12 protein-coding genes are annotated in these 20,057 nt (G+C 63.0%); 4 read left to right on the top strand and 8 right to left on the bottom strand.

What is annotated here, in order from left to right:
- Window positions 1-97: 97 nt before the first annotated feature.
- On the bottom strand, window positions 98-1,552 hold the full coding sequence (locus B5F40_RS08180; protein ID WP_162610931.1) for a helix-turn-helix transcriptional regulator: 1,455 nt from the start codon (window positions 1,550-1,552) through the stop codon (window positions 98-100).
- A 207-nt stretch (window positions 1,553-1,759) separates the two neighbouring features.
- Between B5F40_RS08180 and B5F40_RS08175 the strand changes: the two genes are divergently transcribed.
- From B5F40_RS08175 to B5F40_RS08160, 4 genes are all read left to right on the top strand, one after another.
- Window positions 1,760-3,754 (top strand): FAD-binding protein, encoded by a 1,995-nt coding sequence (locus B5F40_RS08175; RefSeq protein WP_087193847.1) that lies wholly within the window; start codon window positions 1,760-1,762, stop codon window positions 3,752-3,754.
- Window positions 3,755-4,060: 306 nt separating this feature from the next.
- Window positions 4,061-6,319, top strand: coding sequence for a TIGR04190 family B12-binding domain/radical SAM domain protein (locus B5F40_RS08170; protein WP_162610930.1), 2,259 nt, complete (start codon window positions 4,061-4,063; stop codon window positions 6,317-6,319).
- Between the two features lie 308 nt (window positions 6,320-6,627).
- Window positions 6,628-7,746 (top strand): BREX system ATP-binding domain-containing protein, encoded by a 1,119-nt coding sequence (locus B5F40_RS08165; protein ID WP_087193845.1) that lies wholly within the window; start codon window positions 6,628-6,630, stop codon window positions 7,744-7,746.
- A 64-nt stretch (window positions 7,747-7,810) separates the two neighbouring features.
- A complete protein-coding gene (locus tag B5F40_RS08160) occupies window positions 7,811-8,554 on the top strand; it encodes a class I SAM-dependent methyltransferase (RefSeq protein ID WP_087193844.1) in 744 nt (247 codons plus the stop codon).
- A 1,277-nt stretch (window positions 8,555-9,831) separates the two neighbouring features.
- Here the strand turns inward: B5F40_RS08160 and B5F40_RS08155 are convergent.
- The 7 genes from B5F40_RS08155 to kdpA form a co-directional block, all read right to left on the bottom strand.
- Window positions 9,832-10,197, bottom strand: coding sequence for a hypothetical protein (locus B5F40_RS08155; RefSeq protein ID WP_239442960.1), 366 nt, complete (start codon window positions 10,195-10,197; stop codon window positions 9,832-9,834).
- Window positions 10,197-10,718 carry a helix-turn-helix transcriptional regulator gene (locus B5F40_RS08150; RefSeq protein ID WP_087193842.1) on the bottom strand — a complete coding sequence of 174 codons (522 nt, stop codon included), beginning with the start codon at window positions 10,716-10,718 and terminating at the stop codon, window positions 10,197-10,199. Before B5F40_RS08150 ends, B5F40_RS08155 begins: the two co-directional genes overlap by 1 nt.
- Before the next feature lie 470 nt (window positions 10,719-11,188).
- Entirely contained in the window at window positions 11,189-11,896 is a 708-nt protein-coding gene (locus B5F40_RS08145) for a response regulator (protein ID WP_087193841.1), read from the bottom strand.
- Window positions 11,889-14,702 (bottom strand): sensor histidine kinase, encoded by a 2,814-nt coding sequence (locus B5F40_RS08140; RefSeq protein WP_087193840.1) that lies wholly within the window; start codon window positions 14,700-14,702, stop codon window positions 11,889-11,891. Before B5F40_RS08140 ends, B5F40_RS08145 begins: the two co-directional genes overlap by 8 nt.
- A gap of 222 nt (window positions 14,703-14,924) precedes the next feature.
- On the bottom strand, window positions 14,925-15,533 hold the full coding sequence (gene kdpC / locus B5F40_RS08135; RefSeq protein WP_087193839.1) for a potassium-transporting ATPase subunit KdpC: 609 nt from the start codon (window positions 15,531-15,533) through the stop codon (window positions 14,925-14,927).
- Between the two features lie 67 nt (window positions 15,534-15,600).
- A complete protein-coding gene (gene kdpB / locus B5F40_RS08130) occupies window positions 15,601-17,694 on the bottom strand; it encodes a potassium-transporting ATPase subunit KdpB (RefSeq protein WP_239442959.1) in 2,094 nt (697 codons plus the stop codon).
- A 34-nt stretch (window positions 17,695-17,728) separates the two neighbouring features.
- Window positions 17,729-19,504: a potassium-transporting ATPase subunit KdpA gene (gene kdpA, locus B5F40_RS08125; RefSeq protein ID WP_087193837.1), complete on the bottom strand. Its 1,776-nt coding sequence runs from the start codon at window positions 19,502-19,504 to the stop codon at window positions 17,729-17,731.
- Between the last annotated feature and the right edge of the window lie 553 nt (window positions 19,505-20,057).

Genomic DNA, 20,057 nt, shown 5'->3' with positions numbered 1-20,057 from the left:
GCACTTGACATGACATACATCTAGTATGCCTCACGACGCAACGCCCCGTCGCACCTTCACGCACCCGGCATGTTCTGTTGGATGGGTGCGAAGCGACCTACTTTCCAGACATCTGTCGCATCGGCTCTCTTTTGTAGCGCTCCACCAATTCGAGAAGACCGTCTTTCTTATTCACACCGACTTTTTCATAAATATGCCCGATGTGCGATTTGGCCGTCCCGTCAGAGATGACGAGTCGTTCGCAGATGATGCGCCTGGTATGACCCTGCGCCAAAAGAGAGAGGACTTCGCGTTCGCGATGCGTAAGCTGGAAGTCTTCTGCGATGCGATCGTAAATGTACGCCAACGTCTCTTCGGAGTCGGAAACCACCTCGTGCACGATCTTTTCGAAATCCCTTATGCTCAGCATCCTTTGAAGGCTGATCGAGAAGTAGGAGAGCGCGATAAGGGCAAGACCGTATTGGACGTAATCGGCAAGCGCTGCATTGTCCGCGAATATCGAATCGTAAAACAGCTGACCGAACGCTACGCCGATCAGCCAAAACAATATGACTACCGTCTTCTCGGCAAAGCTCAGAAAAGCCGCACCCACTCCAAGCCGCTCCTTCATCTCGGACAACTGCACGGAAGACATGACAATCCAAGAAAGCCAAACAACCTGACCAAGCAGCGCGAAAAGACTCTGCTTCGACATGAGGCACGGTGCCGCGATCACGCCAGCGATCACGAAAATCAAGACGGGAAGATAGCCCGTCAGCTTACCGGTCTTCCACTGAACAAGGAGGGCGATCAGAACGACGACCGCCAGCACGAGAGCAACTACCTGCGAAAAGTCCTCGTCGAAACTCTCAGTACGAACGCGTATATCCCCGATGGCGCTCAAAATACCCACTATCAGGCCGAACACGATGCGCGAGCCCACAAAAGAGACAGCCACCCTCTTCCTGTCTCCGGAAACCGCGCCAGAAACAAGCCGATCTTCTTCTTCATGCTTGAACAGGCCAAGCTGCAGAAACGCCGAGATAGGCAAAAGGACTTGATCCAACAATCTCTCTATTGGTTGAAAGCATACGGAGCAGAGAAGAAACACGAATGCTGCAACGAGCATCGTCAAAGTTACCGATATGAAGGCGTTGTATTTGTTCAAACGAGCAAACACGTATCCCCACGAAAGCATGAGAAGCGCGAAGCATGCGCTTCGGAGTATCCTGAGCACAGGGGAAACCCAGGTAGAGAACTCCGAATCGACGAATGCCGACGCCAACGAAACCAACAGCATGGTAACGCTTGCAAAAAACGCGGCCGAAACGAGAACGCGGCAAAACCGCATGGTTCCGAATCGGGTCGTGAGCAATGTTAGGCTGAGGCAGATGAGCAATATGAACGCAAGGTTGTCCATGCGCGCATTGCCAAGAAGGGAAGAGCCGGCAGCATCCACGCTTGCCGAACCGGTATGGTAGAAAACCTGAAGAAGAATGCTCGCCCAATACACCCCGGCGCCGATCGACGTTGCCGCTAGCTGTCGACTCCCCTGCACACGACTGTCTTTCATGCATCCCCCTCTCCCCAGAAAATCATAGCATACGAGACACATCACCCCCGCTGCACGGGCCATAGGACAATTTGTCCTATTTTTCCTCCACGCTCGTTTTTTCGGAAACTATCCCTTTTTGTCCGTTACCTGTTCCGACCGCGTCAAAGACAATCGGCCCATCCCTGCAAGGGAAGCGAATCGAACCGAACAAGGAGGAGGATCGCTATGGGCAATCAGATCAACGGGGTATCGAGAAGGCAATTCCTCATGGGAGCAGGGTTGGCAGCGGGAGCAGTCGGACTCACGGGTCTTGCCGGATGCGCGCCTTCGTCTTCAAAAAGCGAGACGACGACAAGCGACGCTGCCGACTGGGACACCTCGTACGACGTTGTGGTCGTGGGATTCGGTGATGCAGGTGCCGCAGCAGCTATCACTGCCGCGGACAACGGCGCCCGGGTGCTGCTCATCGACAAGGCTCCTGAGCACGAAGAAGGCGGCAACTCCCGCTACTGTGAGCAAGTCATGCTGACATGGGAGAACGAGGAAGACGGCTACCAGTTCCTCAAGGCCATGGCCGACGGCCATCGCGACGCCACCGAGGAGATTCTACGTTACATGGCCAAGGGCGGCAAGGAAAACAAGGCGTGGCTCGAATCTCTCGGAGCAACGGTTTCGACACCTGCGAAAACGTTCGACACGAAAGAGGAGGCAATCGAGATGTTCGGACCTGTGGTCTTCGCCGATGCTTCCTCCACGAACTGGCTCGCTCAGGACGACAGCGGCAAATGGGAATACAACGAATACGCCATCTGGCCCAACGGAGAGCGCAACAACCAACGCATCTGCCACTCCATGCAGGTCAATGCACCTGACAACAACGAAAAGAAGCTTTGGAAACTACTGCGAAAGCAGGTGGAGAACCGTCTCGACAGTATTACGGTATGGTTCAACGCCCCCGCGACGAAGCTCGTGCGCGACTCGGCCACGGGTGTCGTGACCGGTCTTGTCGTCAAGCACAATGGCAAGAACGTTAGCGTGCTTGCGCGTAACGGTATCGTGTTGTCATGCGGCAGCTACGAAGCGAACCTCAACATGCTGGAAACCTACGCGCACCGAGTTGGCTCCTATCCGGTCGGATCCATTCACAACACCGGAGACGGCATCACCATGACAACGGAGATCGGCGCGCAGCTGTGGCACATGTCGGCGCTTTCGGGACCCTATATCGAATCGAAGGTACCCAACATCGACCGGGTCTACTGGGGCTGCACTTCTTCCATCCGCTGGGGCTCCAACGGAAACAACATCTACGTCGACATCTTCGGCAAGCGCTTCATGGCTGAAAGCGGATACCAGCACCATGGACATTTGGCCATTGGAAACACGCCGCAGAACATCCAGCTGCCAAAGGATATGTGGGCTGTGATGGACGCGACCGGCGTCGTTCGATCGACCGATTACGGCATCACCGACGAATCGGTCTACCTCTCAGCCGACACCATTTCAGAGCTAGCCGAGAAAATAGGCGTCGACGCAGCAGCGCTCGAGCAAACCGTCTCCGATTACAATTCGTACTGCGACGCCGGACATGACATGGAATTCAATCGCGCACCGGAAACGCTTGCGCCCATCGAAACGCCGCCGTTTTACGCAGCGAAAGTGTTCGGTGGATTCGTGAACGCGCAGGGCGGAGCGAAGCGCGACGTCAATTGCCAAATTCTCGATGCGCGCGACAACCCAATCCCTCATCTGTATGGAGCGGGCGAATTCGGCTCGTTCTGGGCGGGCGCTTACATCGCCGGAGGCAATATCGCTGAATGCCTTTATAGCGGCAGGACGGCTGGCGCGAATGCCGCAGCCTCCAAGGATGACGGTCCCGAGATCTCAGTAGAAACGGCCGACATCCCTAGCGACATGGTAGCAGTGGACGATCCCACCGCAAACGTCACATGCGGCGAAAACGAATACGCAGGCGCAGCTGAAGGCATTCACGAGTACGTCGTGGTCAAAGTGAAAGTCGAAAGCGGCAAAATGACCAATATCGAAGTGGTCGAACAGCATGAAACGAGCACGGTCACCCGCGATCTCTGGGACACAATGCCACAGGCGATGATCGAAGCGAATTCGACCGATGTCGATACGGTTACCGGCGCAACCACGGCCAGCAACGCCCTGAAGAACGCCGTCCAGCAGGCGCTCGACAAGGCAAACGGCAAGTAAGGCCACACCTCGGGCGGAGACAAACCCTCCCTCCCCACCTCCGACTAATCGACGGTCGCCCGGGCAATGAATGCGCCCGGGCGACCTGCATTATGCCGCAAGGGCATCTATCATAGCATCCCCCCCCCCCGCTCTCCTCCAAAGTCACAGAGGCGAATCGGTGGGAACGCGGGCGAGCTGGCGCGGGGCGCGGGGCGCGGGGCGACGGGGCGCGGGGCTCGAACCTGTGAAAAAACGGGACGCGGGGAATTCGGCCGGGACAACGCGGAAACGAGCGCTATACTTCGGCCTATGCAAACACTCGACATGACATACATCCACGCGCCCGCGACCTACGACTTCCGCGAGCGCTCCATCATGTACGGGCCCGTGTCCGACATGGTGCCCTCCACGCCCATCTTCGAGATGTACCCGTTGGGGCTCACGACGCTCTGCGAGTACCTGGAGCGCCACGGGCTGCGCTCGCGCATCTACAACCTGGCGTCGATGATGCTGCACAAGAAGAACTTCGACGTGGAGAAGAACCTGGCGCGCCTGGACTCGCACATGTTCGGCATCGATCTGCACTGGATGCCGCACTGCCACGGCTCCATCGAGGTGGCGAAGATATTGAAGCGCCTGCACCCGGACGTGCCGGTGTCGTTCGGCGGGCTGTCGTCGTCGATCTTCCACGAGGACCTGATCAAGTACGACTGCATCGACTACGTGTTCCGCGGCGACTCCACCGAGGAGCCCATGCGCATGCTCATCGAGCGCGTGGCGCGGGCAGCCAAGACGCACACACCGGTGGGCGACCTGTCGGACATCCCGAACCTCACGTGGAAGGACGCCTCGGGGGCCATCCGCATCAACCCGCTGTCGTGGGTGCCCGACGACATGGACGCCATCTCGCTTGACTACGCCTACCCCATGAAGGGCGTGCTGCGCCATCACGACATGACCAGCTACCTGCCCATGAAGGGGTGGCTCTCGTACCCCGTGACGGCCAGCCTCACGTGCCGCGGCTGCGCGCGCAACTGCGCCACCTGCGGCGGCAGCGCCTACGCGTTCAAGAACCACTTCGGCCGCCGGCGCGTGGCCTGGCGCGACCCGAAGCTGCTCATCCGCGACATTGAGAACGTGCAGAACCACGTGTGGGGCCCCATCTTCGTGCTGAACGACTTCCTGCAGGCGGGCGAGGCGTACACGCACGAGTTCATCACCGGGCTCAAGGGCAAGGTGCACAACCCCATCGGCTTCGAGTTCTTCGGCCCGCCGCCGGGCGGCGACGAGTTCTACCAGCTGCTCGACGACAACCTGGGCAACTGGTCGGTGGAGATCTCGGCCGAGAGCCACGACGACGACGTGCGCAAGGCGTTCGGCAAGGGTCACTACACCATGGCCGAGCTGGAGGACACCATCGTCGACGCGCTGTCGCACCCCAACTGCGAGCGGTTCGACCTGTACTTCATGACGGGCATCCCCAAGCAGACCGCCGCCAGCGTGCGCGAGACCGGGGCCTACGTGCAGCATTTGTACGAGCGTGTGAATTACGACCCGCGGCTCGTGGTGCTGACCTCACCCATGGCGCCGTTTCTGGACGTGGGATCCATCGCGTTCGACAACCCGGAGAAGTACGGCTATCGCTTGCGCGCCCGCACGTTCGAGGAGCATCGCGAGCGCATGATCCTGCCCTCGTGGAAGCACATCATGAACTACGAGAGCACCTCCATGAGCGTGGACGAGATGGTGGACGCCACCTACGACGCGGCGCTCGACCTGAACCGCATCAAGGGCGAGCACGGCATCCTGGACGCCGGGATGGCCGCCGCCACCGACAAGCGCATCCGCGAGGCGCGCGAGCAGATGAACCGCCTGGACGACGTGCTGTACAACGGCACCGGCCGCATCGACGCGCGCCTGGGGGCCTTGAAGGCCGAGTTCGAGCGCCTGTCCGAGAACACGGTGGCCGAGAAGTCGGAGCTGAACTGGGCCTTCGACGTGAAACCAACGCACGCGTTGCACTTGGCGAAGCTCTGGCTCACGAACGAGCCGGCAAACGCGCTGGCGAAGCTGACCGGCAAATGGCGACCCGCAAAGAGCGACTTCGACTACCCGGACCAGACCACCGGCGAGCTCTCCCCCGCCTGGAACGCCGACGGCACGCCCAACTGCACATTCAAGGGCCTGGCCGTGGACGGCATGGGCGATGGCCGCGCGCTCGCCGACGAGGGCGGCGCGCAGGTAGCCGCGTTCGGCAGCGTGGTGGCGCCCGGGTTCTCCGAAGCGAACACGAACGACGCCTTCGACGCCGCGAACGCAAGCCTGGAGGCCGGGCGCGCCGGCACGGGCGTGGAGGCCGGGCGCTACGCCGCCATCCGCGCCGAGGCCGCGCGCACCGTGGAGCGCGACCCGCTGCTCGAGCAGATGATGGCCGAGGAACGCGAGCGCGAGGAGGCGCTGGCCCGCGGCGAGGTGGCCCGCACCGTGCCGCGCGACGCCGGCGGCCTGCAGGGAGCCGGCGGCGCGAAGGGCGCCCGCGAGGCCCGCAAGCTGGGAGAGCTGCGCGACCGCAAGGAAAAGTAGGAGAGCGCGGCTGCCTTCCCCCGGCGACCGCGCTTTTTTATATAACCGATAGCATCATGGACAAAACGGGGTGATTTGGGGGGGCCTCCACGTTCGCCCGATTCGTCACAGACTGTTGCGACCTGCGGTTTTATGCTTTCACGCAAGCAGCGCACTCCCGCAACCCGCGTCCCCCTTGCCATAGCCTTCGATTTTGTCCAGCCAGCTAGATTACCTCCCATCAATGCGCGCGCCTTTTCATCCTCGTCATTGACAAATAGGAAAAAAAGGAAAGAATAGGAAAAAAAGGAAAGCAATGAAGGAGCATTATGAGAGACAGCGTGTTCTCCCCAGCGTTCGGCAACCGGCCGAGCCGCCTTGTCGGCCGAGATGCCGTCGTGGCCGAAATGCTTGCGGGGCTCGAGGAGCCTCCGGGAAGCCGCAGCAGGGCGACCCTCCTCCTGGGCCAAAGAGGATCGGGCAAGACGGTGCTCCTTTGGGAGGTGGCGGACCGCGCACGTGAGCTCGGCTTCGTCGTAGCGAATCCGACCATCGCCACCGAGGGCATGCTCGAGCGCGTCATCGAGAAAATCCAGGATGACGGCGAGCGTTACGTGAAGGAGAAGACAGCACATCTCACCGGCGGAAGCGTCGGGGCACTGGGATTCTCGGCCGGCCTGCAATTCGATCGGAACGTCCGCACATCGAAGAGTTTCCCTTACCAGCTCTCGCATCTTTGCGAAGCCCTCGCACAACGGAACAGGGGCGTTCTCATCCTCGTGGACGAGATCCAAGGAAACGATCCGCAGGTGCGCCAGCTTGTCGCTGCCTATCAGGAGCTCGTCGGGGCGCGCGCGAACGTCGCGTTGATCATGGCGGGGCTGCCGGCTGCTGTCTCGGCGACGTTGAACGATCGTGTTCTCACCTTCCTTAACCGTGCAGGCAAGCTTTCGCTTGAGCCTCTTGCCCCAGTGGAGATCGACGCGTTCTTCGTCAAGGCTTTCAAGCAGCTGGGCTTGCACGTATCGCCCGATCACAGGCGCAGAGCAGTGGCGGCGACGTGCGGTTCTCCCTACCTGCTTCAACTTGTTGGGCACAACCTGGTGCTGTACGCTGCAGACGACGGAACCGTAGACGACGAATCCCTCGAGAACGCCTTGGCAAGCGCACAGGCCAGCTTCGAAAACGACGTGTGCGGCACAACGCTCGCCGCGCTTTCCGACAAGGACGCGTGCTTCCTGGTCGCCATGTCCCAAGACGAGAATGAAAGTCGCCTCGCAGACATCGCCGAGCGCATGGGCGTCACGCGCGACTACGCGCAAAAGTACCGCAAGCGCCTGATGAGCGCCGGCATCATAGAAGCCCCGCGGCGGGGATACGTGCGGTTCGCGGTGCCGTACCTGGCGAACCATCTGCGGAGAACCTGCGAGATAGCATCCGACTTCTAGGGCGTCGCGCTATACTGGGGCTTCGCCAATCGACCGACCACGTTTACCTGATGGAGCGCCACCTGTGAGCATCGACACCGCCACCGGCAAGGAAGCGCCCGCCGACCTCTCGTCCGCGCGCGTGAAGGAGATATTCTCGACCATCGCGAAGAAGTACGAGCGGTTCAACGCCGTGTCGAGCTTCGGCGCGTACAAGGCGTGGCTCGCCGGCATGATGCGCCAGGCCCCCATCGGCCCGGACGACGACGTGCTGGACATCGCGGGCGGCACGGGCGATGTGGCGTTCACCGTGGCGCGCGCGAAGCGGCCGGCCCACATCCAGTGCACCGACCTCGTGAACGAGATGCTCGACGTGGCGCGCATGCACTATGCCGACGGCAAGGCGAACGGCGTGCCGGTTGACTTCGAGGTGGTGGACGCGCAGGACATCCCCTACGCCGACGAGTCGTACGATGCGATCACCATGGCCTACGGCATCCGCAACATGCCCGAGCGCGACCGGGCGCTCGCCGAGATGCTCCGCGTGCTGAAGCCGGGCGGCTCGCTCGTGTGCCTGGAGTTCAGCACGCCGCCGAACCGCGTGTGGCGTGCGCTCTACCATTTCTACCTCAAGCACCTCATACCGTTCTGGGGTGGGCTCATCACGGGCGACCGCGAGGGTTTCGTGTACCTGGCGCGTTCGATCAAGGCGTTCCCCGACCAGCAGGGCTTGGCGGCCATGATGGAGAAGGCCGGGTTCGAGGATGTGACCTGGAAGAACCACACTGGCGGCATCGCTGCGGTGCACGTGGCGAGGAAACCGGAGTAACCGAGCGCGGCCAGTTGGCGAAGGAGCTGCAGCCGCGCGGGCAGCTGGTCGATACGCCCCTCTCCGCGCTCGAAAGTCGCCCTCTCGCCTTGCCTGGCGACGAACGTCGCCTACTCGAGCTTCGACCTTCCATCGCCTCCCGCAAAGCCAGCAACTCGCAGCCAAGCGCTTTCGGATCGTCGGCGCGCATTGCCGCTCGCCAAAGACAGCTCGCCCCTTCGCCCAACACGCCGCCCGCCACGAAATCTGCTCCGCAGCCATGCCCTCTCGCCTGAAGCGAAGCATCGCCCTCCCGTTGATGCCCTGCCATCCTTTGGCGAAGCCCAAAGCGCATCGATCTTCCAAGCCTTTGACCGGCATCGTTCGTGCGAAACGCGCTTCGAGCGACGATGGGCCGGGCGTCGAACCAGAGACCTGGTCCATGAACGAGCGTTCTTGAGCGAGTATCCCTTGGCCAACCATGGCACGATGCCCCTGCGCGTCGAATCCCCTTCCTCGTAGATACGTTCCCAGACGCGCTATGGCTTCGCTGGAACGAGCCGGCGGGAGCGCCGCGCATCCTGCGCGCTCCGAAGAGGCAAGGGGAGGGCGCTCCCCGTCGGCCGGACGCAGCGCTTGCAAGCTCCTCGAAACCAGAAGACGATCGAACGCGCCCGCGACAGGCGCGCCTTGCATGCCAGAAGGATGCGCGACGCGCATCGCGTACGGACGCGCCCTCGCCACCGCCATCGAAGGAGGCGAGATCATGGCACGGGCTCCGTCCCGATCCGTTCCCAGCCATCCCTCGACACGCCGATCAGCGAGCACCGCGCCCACGGCGCACGAGATGAGCCCGAAGAGAAGGCCGCACGCACCTGGGATGGAGCCTCCGCGCAAACCCGGGAGGGGCGGGATCGGCCCAAGCACGAGCAACCTTGGGGAGACGGCCATGCTCCCGGCAGAACATGCGCCCGGCCTTAACGAGGGCGCTCGGCATCGAGAGAACCATGCACGCCCCTCGCGATGGCTGTTCGGCATTCGGCGAGTTCGGCGACGCGTTGCAACAACCCCTTTCCACGGCACGTGGCTTCCCGAAGCTTATCAGCGCATGGGGGCGGAGCGGCGTCGGCTCGCCTTCGAACGCCGCTCCGCCCCCAATACAGCACCGCCCACGTTCGACGGGAGGCGGGACGTCGCACGGCATCCGCTTCTCGCGGTCGGCGAACGCTGCACAGCAGCTGACCGATTAGGTCAAAGACCCGTCGGCTCCTCCGAGCGGAGACACCGACGGGTCGGGATCATCCGACGATCTCGGCGACGGACTTGACATCCTCGATGCGGAGCAAACGCTGCGTCGCCCCTTTGGCGCCGAAAGGAGCCGGGCATTCGATGAGCACCCACACGTCGTCCGAATCGATGACGACGCCGCGCCCTTGCGAGGCGGGAGAACCCGCTTCGACGAAGACGCGCCCCGGCTCCCAAAGGGTGAACGAGCATGCCCGCAGGCGCAGTTCGCGCAGCTGGGAGGCAACGAGCTCGGCATTCTTCTTGCGCTCGCGAACGTAGTGATCGAGGAAGCTTTCCTCTGAAGCCCCCTTCCCCTTGGGCAGTCTGCTCAGCACGAACCCAAGCTGCACGATGATGACGATCAGCAGAAGCTCCATCACGCCTCCGCCCCCTTTGGAGTCGGCGCCGCCGCATCGTCATCGATCGGCCAGACGAGCACGCTGTCGACGAGGTTCACGTCGATGAGGCTGATCGCCGCCTCCTTCTTCGACCAGGGGTTGCCGGTGCCCAGATCGTGTCCGACCCGCATCCAGTCGTCGGTGACCCCCAACACGCGCGCCTTGTCGGGCAGGGAGGAGGACTTCATGATGTCCACCATGTCGGAGCGGCGGTAGCATATGCGGCAGCGTCGCCCTTCTAGCAGTTTAAGCACATGCAAGTCGCGCGGCTCCGCGTCGACAACGGAATCGGCAGTCATCACTGCCACGGCATCGGCCACCAGATCGTCCAAGCTCACGCCGTACAGCCGCGCAAGCTCGCCCGCCTTGTCGAGCGCCGGAGCGCCCTGACCGCATTCCCAATTGGACACCGTCTGCCGGGTTACGCCGAGCACCGACGCCACCTGCTGCTGGCTCATCCCCTGCTTCTTCCGCAGCTTCACCAACTTATCCCCCACCATGCGCTTCCTCCTGATCGCTTTTCCACCCTGGAGCGCTCGCGTCATCGAACAATTGCTTTTCTTCGACATTCGGGATAGACGGTGCCACCCCCTTCCCATTTTCGCCGATCAGAAGCTCGCGCTCAAGCTAATATCCCTGTCATTTCGTCAAATCCGCTTGGCGCGCCGGTCGGGGACGACGCGCAGCGAGCGCGATGCAACTCGCTGGAGCGGGCGCCGGCCACGCTCGGCACAGCGCAAGCATCGCTTTACCACAAGGGATCGCGACGAGAACAAAGGGCTTGCCGGGTTTGAGAGATCATACGAGAACAGCGTCCGTGCTGCAGCCTCATGCAAAGCACCCGTGATCGAAGACGCCGAGTCGCTCATCCTCCGCCTCGAAAGCGGACCTTCGACGACGCACCGCCGCCAGATTCAACACGCCATGGACGCGGCGCCGGGCATCGAAGACGCTTCGGATCGAACCGCCCTCACTCCACGCGCATCATGCGATAGCCCACGCCCACATGGGTTTGAATGTAGGCGGGCTTGGCGGGATCGGGCTCGATCTTCTTGCGCAGCGTGGCCATGAACACGCGCAGCGACGAGCGGTCGGAAGCGAGCGCGCTGCCCCACACCTCCTTGAGCAGATAGTTGTGCGTGAGCACCTTGCCGGTGTTGCGCGCGAGCAGGCACAGAAGCTTGTACTCCGACGGCGTGAGGTGCACCTCTTCGCCATCGCGCGTCACGCAGGCGGCTGAGTAGTCGATGCGCAGCGCTCCGTTCTCGTAGACGACCTCCTCGGGACCCCCTGCGAGCGCGCGCTCGCGGTCGAGGCGACGCAACGCCACGCGCACGCGCGCGAGCAGCTCCTCCACGGAGAACGGCTTCACCAGATAGTCGTCGGCCCCGGCATCGAGGGCCGCCACCTTGTCGGCGTCCTCGAGACGCGCGGACAGCACGATCACCGGAAGCGACGACCACTCCCGCAGCGTGCGAATAACGTCCACGCCGTTGCCGTCGGGCAGCCCCAAGTCGAGGATAGCCAGGTCGGGCGCTTGCGACGACAGCTCCAACAGCGCTTGCGAAGCCGTTTTCGCCTCGTGCACCGCGTACCCGTGCACGTTGAGCGTCGTTGTGACCAGGCGACGCACGGCAGCATCGTCCTCGACCACAAGTATCCGGTATCCATCAGCCACGCGCTTCCTCCGTCCTCCCTTCGTCTTGCCGACGCGCTTCGCTCACCAGCGCATTCGCGTCCACCGCCGGCAACGTGAAGGAGAACACGCACCCATGCGGAAGAGCGTTACGCACCTCAAGCTTTCCACCATGCACCTCCACGATGGAGCGGCACAGAGACAACCCCAAGCCCATGCCGCGCTTGAAGTCGCCGCTTTTCCCGCTCGGCTTGCCGGTGGAACCATTGTAGAACAGATCGAAGATGTGCTCGCGATCCTCATCGGAAATGCCGGGCCCTTCGTCGGCAACCGAGATGCGCACGCGCGCGCCGCCCTCGACCAGACGCTCCTCGCGCGCCGACACCGTGATGCGGCCTTCGGACGGCGTGTAGGACACGGCATTGTTCACCAAGTTGATGATCACCTGCACGATCAGGCGCGCGTCCATGACCGCCATCAACAGATCGTCCCCGATGTTCACGTCGATGCGGCGAGCCTCCGCCCTCCTGTCGACATGAAGAAGTGCCTCATGAACGACTTCACCCACCAACTCGGGCTGTTGGGCGATCTGCATGGTGCCGTTGTCTATGCGCGTGATGGACAGCAGGTTCTCCACCAACGTCACGAGCCAGCGCGCGTCGTCGTGGATGTCGCGGTACATGCCCTCCTTCTGCTCTTTCGTGAGGGCGCCGTCGTCATGCAAAAGGATGTCCGCGTCGCCTGAAATGCTCGTGAGCGGCGTGCGCAGGTCGTGCGAGATGGTGCGCAGCAAATTCGAGCGCAGCGTCTCCTTCTCGACGCGCATCTCCATGCTGCGCCGCTCGTTGGCGAAGGCGATCTGCTCGGCGGCCTGTCCGCATTCGTCCAGGATCATGAGCAGCAGGTTCTTCTCGAACGCGCCGAAATCGTCGTCGTTGCCGTCTATGGCGATGCCCGCCACCCCGAACACGGCGTCCTTCGAGCGGATGGGCAAATACAGGCAGCGGGCGTTGACGAGCGTGTCGGTGGTCGCGCCGGCGCGCTCGCTGTTCGAAGCCACCCACGCCGCCACGCCGGCCTCCTCGGGGGAGGTCAGCTTGTCCGACGACGAATCTCCGCCCGACGTGCCCGGGGCGTCGTGAACCTCGGGAGGGAGCAGATGCCCTTCGTCGTCGAGGCGGTACATGACCACCGGACGGTTCAGCAGCTTGATCACCTGCTCGGCGGTGGACCGAAAGCAGCTGGGAAGGTCGTTCGCCGCCTGCAGGCGGCGGCTAGACTCGAGCAGCACCTCCATGCGGTACGCCCGGCGCGCGGTGCTTTCCGCCTGGCGCTTCATGCGCACGGCAAATGTCGACGTCACCAACGTGCCCATGAGCAGAAACGCGAAGATGACCGGATAGTTCAGCCCGTAAGCGTTGAAGGTGAACCGCGGCACTGCGAAGAAGAAGTTGTACGCAAGCGTGCTGCCCAGCGCCACGACGACTGCATAGAGGAACCCGTCAGCCTTCGTGGCGATGAGCAGCGCCACGATGAGGTACAGCATGAGCGTGATCGAATCCGACAGACCGATGTCGCGAATGGCGAGGCCCACCGCCGACGAGAACGCCACCGACGCGAGCGCCTTCCACACGTCCCCCATGGTGGGGTGGAACCCCGTGGCCTCACGCAACCGGCCGTACTGCGCAGGCAGGTCCTTGATGGGCACAGCATCGATCACCGCGCCGTGCGCAAGCTTCATGAGGCGGCTCACCAGCCCCTCGCGACCCAGCGCGACCGTGCGCAAGCCCATGGCGTTTCCCACCACGATATGCGTGATGCCGGCCAATTCGGCGTACTGGGCGATCTGCTGGGCGATGTCGTCGCCGAAGAGCGTGACCACGTGCGCGCCCAGCTCCTCAGCCAAATCGACGTTGGCGCGCAGCCGTCCGCGCTGCTCGTTGTCCAAACGCTTGGATCGCGAGGAGTCCACCACAACCGCCGTGAGCGCCCCGTGGTACGACTCGGCCATGTTCGCCGCAGTGCGGATGGCCTTCACGATGCCGGGGTCGTGCGTCACGTACACGAGCACGTCCTCGCCCGCGCCGACGCGCTTGCCCGCTTCCGCGTGCTCTGCTTTGCGCGTGAGCCGGTCGGCCATGCGGCGAAGCGCGATCTCGCGCAGGGCGGCCAGGTTCTTCTGCGTGAAGAAGTTGCCGAGCGCCGTACGAGCGCGGTCGGGGACGTAGATCTTGCCGGACTCCAAACGTTCGATGAGATCGTCCGGCTCGATGTCCACCAGCTCCACGGACGCAGCCTCGTCGAACACGCGGTCGGGAATGCGCTCGCCCACGCTAACGTGCGTGATGGAGGCTATTTTGTCATTGAGGCCTTCGAGGTGCTGCACGTTCACGGTGGTGAACACGTTGATGCCCGCGCGCAGAAGCTCCTCAACGTCCTGATAGCGCTTCTTGTGGCGGCTGCCGGGCGCGTTCGTATGGGCGAACTCGTCCACGAGCACGATCTGCGGACGGCGCTCGAGCACCGCGTCGAGATCGAATTCCCGCAGCTTGATGCCGCGATGCTTCACCTCGAGAGGCGGAATCTGCTCCAAACCGTCGAGCAGGGCCATGGTGTCGGCGCGCGTGTGCGGTTCGATGTAGCCCACCACCACGTCGAAGCCCTTGTCCCGAACGGCATGGGCCTCTTCCAGCATGGCGTAGGTTTTGCCGACACCCGCAGCATAGCCGAAGAATATTTTGAGTTTTCCGCGCGTGTCGCCCTCGGCCGCCTCGGCCTCGACAATTTGCTTGAGGATCGCATCGGGATCGCGGCGCATCTCGAAATCGCCGTAACTCGTCTCGCTCATCGTTGCCTTCCCATCGCGAACAGGCCAAAGGGCGGCGCTTTCGGCGCCGCCCCGTTCTGCCGCATTTCATCATACCATGTCGTCGAAAGCACGCGAGCGCCCGGAGCGTTCGCGCATAGTTTCGTTTGCGAGCACAGCCCGCATCGCGCTCGCAGTCGGCGTTTCCGCGCATGCGGCGAACCGCCCGCATGCGCCCTGTCCGACGCAAAACGCAATCGCGCGCTACTCGACCGGCAAGATGCCGTCCAGCATAAGGTTCACCTTGAGCACGTTCACGCGCGCGTCGCCCAAGATACCGAGCTGCGGCTGCTCGGTGCACTTCTCGATGATGGCGCGGATCTCGTCCTCGCTCTTGCCCGTGTTCTTCGCAAGGCGCTCAACCTGGTATTCGGCCGCCGCCGGCGAGATGTGCGGGTCGAAGCCGCTGCCGGAGTTCGTCACGAGGTCGCTCGGGATGGGCTCGCTGCCCTTCTCGGGATGCGCTGCATGGATCTCGTCGATGCGCGCCTGCACGGCCTCGGCGAAATCGTCGCCGGCCGGGCTCAGGTTCGAGGCGCCGTACCACAGCACGTCCTCGCCCTCGTTGTTGGTGAACGTGCCCGTGCTCGGGCTCATCACGCGCCCCCACATATGGTCTTCGTCGGTGAACTGCTGGCCCACGAGCTCGCTGCCGTACTTGACGCCGTCAACCTCGATGATGGACCCGTTGGCCTGGTAGGGAAACGCCAGCTGGGCGACGCCCGTGCACACGGCGGTGTAGACGACGCCGGTGATGACCGTCATCACGAGGAAGAGCAGAAGCCCGCTTCCCCACGTCTTCGCCTGTTTCATGTCATGAATCCTTTCCTGCGTCCGCTGCCGCCGCATGACCGCGGCGGCAGCGGAACCACGTTGTTCCCTATGCGACGCCCATCAGAGTGATCAGCATGTCGAGCAGCTTGATGGCGATGAACGGCAGCACGATGCCACCCAGGCCGTACACCAGCAGGTTGCGGGTGAGCAAGCTCTGCGAGGTGGCCTCGCGGTACTTCACGCCCTTCAGAGCCAGCGGGATGAGCGCCACGATGATGAGCGCGTTGTAGATCACCGCCGACATGATGGCCGTGGTCGGGCTCGTGAGGTGCATGATGTTGAGCGCCTCGAGCTCGGGGTACAGCGGGACGAACAGCGCCGGGATGATGGCGAAATACTTCGCCACGTCGTTGGCGATGGAGAACGTCGTCAGGCTGCCGCGCGTCATGAGCAGCTGCTTGCCGATGCGCACGATGTCGAGCAGCTTCGTGGGGCTGGAGTCGAGGTCGACCATGTTGCCGGCCTCCTTCGCCGCCTGGGTGCCGCTGTTCATGGCCACGGCCACGTCGGCCTGCGCAAGCGCCGGAGCGTCGTTCGTGCCGTCGCCCGTCATGGCCACCATGTGGCCCTCGGCCTGGTACTGGCGGATGGCCGCGAGCTTCGTCTCGGGCGTGGCTTCGGCGATGAAGTCGTCCACACCGGCCTCGGCGGCGATGGCGGCGGCCGTCATGGGATTGTCGCCCGTGATCATGACGGTCTTGATGCCCATGGTGCGCAGGTCGGCGAAGTTCTCCTTGATGCCCTGCTTCACGATGTCCTTCAGGTACACGACGCCCAAGATGCGATGGTCGCGCGCCACGAGCAGCGGGGTGCCGCCCGCGCGGGATACGTCCTCCACGATCTTGGCGCACTCGTCGCTGTAGGAGCCGCCGTGCGCCTCGACATAGCTTTTGACGGCATCGGCCGCACCCTTGCGTATCTCGTGGCCGTCGAAGTCCACGCCGCTCATGCGCGTCTGCGCCGTGAACGGAATGGTCACCATGCCGGAGCCCTCCAGCACGCGAGCGCGGATATCGAAGCGCTCCTTCGCCAGCACCACGATGCTGCGGCCCTCGGGCGTCTCGTCGGTGAGGCTGGCCAGCTGAGCGGCGTCGGCCACCTCGCGCTCGGTGGCGCCGTCGACCGGAAGGAACTCGGCCGCCTGGCGGTTGCCCAGCGTGATGGTGCCCGTCTTGTCGAGCAAAAGCACGTCCACATCGCCCGCAGCCTCCACGGCACGGCCGCTCATGGCTAGCACGTTCGCCTGATTGAGGCGGCTCATGCCGGCAATGCCGATGGCCGAGAGCAAAGCGCCGATGGTGGTGGGCGCCAAGCACACGAACAGGGCCACAAGCGAGGTGATGGTGGTGGGGTTCGACATGTCGGCCTGACCAGCGCCGAACGCGCTGTAGGTGAACAGCGACACCGACACCACGAGGAACACGATGGTCAGCGCGATGAGCAGGATCTCGAGCGCGATCTCGTTCGGGGTCTTCTTGCGCGCGGCAGACTCGACCATGGCGATCATCTGGTCGAGGAAGCTGTGGCCAGCATCGGCCGTCACGCGCACGACCAGCCAGTCGGACAGCACCGTAGTGCCGCCGGTGACGGCCGAGCGATCGCCTCCCGCCTCGCGGATGACCGGGGCGGACTCGCCGGTGATGGCGCTCTCGTCCACCGAAGCGGCCCCCATGACGATCTCGCCGTCGGCGGGAATCTGCTCGCCCGTCGCCACGAAGAACAGGTCCTTCTTCTTAAGGACGGCCGAGTTCACCTCCTCGGACTGGACGCGGAAGAACTCGGCCGGGTCGTCGGCGTGCGCGCCCTTGGCCACAAGCCCTTCGTTGAGCTTGTGGGCCATCACGTCGCGCTTGGCGGCGCGCAGCGAGTCGGCCTGCGCCTTGCCGCGACCCTCGGCGATGGCTTCCGCGAAATTCGCGAACAGCACCGTGAGCCACAGCACCAACGAGACGGCGATGATGAATCCGGGATGCGCGTCAGCGATGCCGAACAGCGACAGCACGAACAAAACGAGCGTCAGGATGGCCGAAATGTAGACCATGAGCATGACGGGATTCTTGGCCTGCTCGCGAGGCTTCAGCTTCGCGAACGCATCGAACACCGCGCGCTTGGCGAGCGAGCTCATTGCCATGTCTTTCATAGGAGTAGTCGTCATCTTTCTCTCACCTGCCTCCCTACAGCGCCATCATCAGATGCTCGGCGACCGGACCCAGCGCAAGCGCGGGGAACATCGAAAGCGCACCGACGAGCAGCACCATCAGAACAAGCAGGAACACGAACTGGGCATTGCACGTGGACAGCGTGCCGGCGCTCACCGCCACCTTCGGACGGGTGCACAGGCTGCCGGCCAGAATGCACACGGCCACGATGGGGACGAAGCGGTTCGCCAGCATCTCGAGGCCCAGCACCACGTTGATGAGCGGCGTGTTGGCGTTGAAACCGGCGAAAGCCGATCCATTGTTGCCGCCGGCCGACGTGGCCGCGTACAGCACCTCGGAGAAGCCATGGGCGCCCGGGTTGTTCAGGCTGTCCACCGTGGCCGGGTCGAGGCACATGACCGCGCTGCCGGCCAATACAAGGATCGGCGTGGTGATGCACAAGATAACCGCCATGCGCATCTCCTTCGGACCGATCTTCTTGCCCAGCCACTCGGGCGTGCGGCCCACCATGAGCCCGGCAATGAACACCGTGAGGATCACGAAGCCCAGCATGCTGTACAGACCGCATCCCACGCCGCCGAAGATCACCTCGCCGAGCGCCATGAGGATGATGGGAACCATGCCGCCCAAAGGCGTGTAGCTGTCGTGCATGGAGTTCACCGCGCCGTTCGAGGCGGACGTGGTGAAGGTCGCCCACAGGGCCGAGTCGGTCACGCCGAAGCGCGTCTCCTTGCCCTCCATGTTGCCGCCGGACTGACCATCGGTGCCCATGTACACCTGACCGTCGGCTGCCAGCTGAGGCGTGCCCATCTGCTCGCACACGCCCACGACGACGAGCGACGCCAAGAACACGACGAACATTGCCGCGAACACGGCCCGCCCTTGACGGCGGTCCATGACGAAGCGCCCGAAGCTGAACACACACGCCACCGGAATGAGCAGGAGCGATATGCACTGGATGAGGTTGGTGAGCGGCGTGGGGTTCTCGAGCGCGCTGGCCGAGTTCACGCCGTTGTAGCCGCCGCCGTTCGTGCCGAGCTGCTTGATGGCAACCTGGCTCGCCTGCGGACCCATGGGCACCGTCGCCTCGTCCACCGTCTCCACGGCGGAGGGATCGTCGGCGTCCACGATGTTGCCCTCTTCATCAACGCCTACCGGCTCCAGCAGCTGCACCGTCTCGTAGTCGCTCAGATTCTGCGGCGAGCCCTGCCACACGTCGACCATCGTCACCACGAGCGAAAGCGGGATGAGGATGAACAGCGTGGCGCGCGTCACGTCCACGAAGAAATTCCCAAGGCCCAGATGACCTTCGCTCACCAGACCGCGGAACAGCGCGAACAGCACAGCCAAACCAACGGCCGGCGTGACGAAGTTCTGCACGGTGAGGCCTATCGCCTGCGAGAAGTAGCTCAGAGAGCTCTCGCCGCTGTAGGATTGCCAATTCGTGTTGGTGACGAAGCTTGCAGCCGTGTTGAACGCGAGATGCCAGCTTTGGCCGGGAAGGCCTTCCGGGTTGAACGGCAGGAAACCCTGCAGCATGAGGATGGCGAACAGGCCGACGAACGAGAAGATGGAGAACACGAGCGTGCTCGCCAAGTACTTCTTCCAGCCCATATCCTCGTTCTTGTCGATGCGGATGCACTTGTACACCACGTTCTCGACCGGGACGAGCACGCGGGAGAGCAGGGTCTTATCACCTGCCATGACCTTGTTGATATACGCAGACAGCGGAATGGCCAACGCCACGAGCAGCGCCACGTACACGCCATATTCAATCAGCTCGTCCATCATCGCTCGTCACCCCCCTTGAGCAGCACGTAGAACAGATAGAACGTGACGATCACGCTCAATCCGCCGACGAAGCCGGTTACGAATTCCATCGGTTTCCTTCCTCTGTCTCAATACTCCATGCATCCCGCGTAAGCGCTCCCCAAGGGGAATGCCCGGCGCCCACGCGGAATCTCGAGCGGCGATCCGGCCTGGCCAGACCGGTTGTTCAACCCCCTGCGCATTCGCGAGAGCGCAGAGAGGTGCCACCGCAGGTTATTAGGATAGGAAGAAGGACGTGAGCGCAGCGTTAAGGAACCTCTAACGACATTAAGATGGGATAAAGACGAGCAACGAGAAACGAACTCGGAGCGGAAAGGACAAACCCCCGTGCCGAAGATGGAAAAGTTTGCGATGCGCATGCCGAACCGAGCCGGACGCGACGCCGAGAAGCGATGCCGCGAAAACAAGAGGGCCCCTGCGCACAGGGACCCTCTTAGCTAGCTGAAGGCCGAACACCAACCCGGCCCATCAAGCCCCCGCCATCCGCCTCATCCCGATTCGGCTTAGGCGGACG

Origin of the sequence: Gordonibacter sp. An230 (assembly GCF_002159915.1) — a bacterium.
Taxonomy (GTDB): Bacteria; Actinomycetota; Coriobacteriia; order Coriobacteriales; family Eggerthellaceae; genus Rubneribacter.
Note: the sequence above shows the minus strand (reverse complement) of the source record. Positions and strands in the feature narration are given on the sequence as shown.

Bases quoted from the DNA above. Each gene is read 5' to 3' on its own strand.
- kdpB (WP_239442959.1), bottom strand. From the start codon at position 17,694: ATGAAAGACATGGCAATGAGCTCGCTCGCCAAGCGCGCGGTGTTCGAT.
- kdpA (WP_087193837.1), bottom strand. From the start codon at position 19,504: ATGATGGACGAGCTGATTGAATATGGCGTGTACGTGGCGCTGCTCGTG.
- B5F40_RS08175 (WP_087193847.1), top strand. From the start codon at position 1,760: ATGGGCAATCAGATCAACGGGGTATCGAGAAGGCAATTCCTCATGGGA.
- B5F40_RS08170 (WP_162610930.1), top strand. From the start codon at position 4,061: ATGACATACATCCACGCGCCCGCGACCTACGACTTCCGCGAGCGCTCC.
- B5F40_RS08140 (WP_087193840.1), bottom strand. From the start codon at position 14,702: ATGAGCGAGACGAGTTACGGCGATTTCGAGATGCGCCGCGATCCCGAT.
- B5F40_RS08155 (WP_239442960.1), bottom strand. From the start codon at position 10,197: ATGGAGCTTCTGCTGATCGTCATCATCGTGCAGCTTGGGTTCGTGCTG.
- B5F40_RS08150 (WP_087193842.1), bottom strand. From the start codon at position 10,718: ATGGTGGGGGATAAGTTGGTGAAGCTGCGGAAGAAGCAGGGGATGAGC.
- B5F40_RS08180 (WP_162610931.1), bottom strand. From the start codon at position 1,552: ATGAAAGACAGTCGTGTGCAGGGGAGTCGACAGCTAGCGGCAACGTCG.
- kdpC (WP_087193839.1), bottom strand. From the start codon at position 15,533: ATGAAACAGGCGAAGACGTGGGGAAGCGGGCTTCTGCTCTTCCTCGTG.
- B5F40_RS08165 (WP_087193845.1), top strand. From the start codon at position 6,628: ATGAGAGACAGCGTGTTCTCCCCAGCGTTCGGCAACCGGCCGAGCCGC.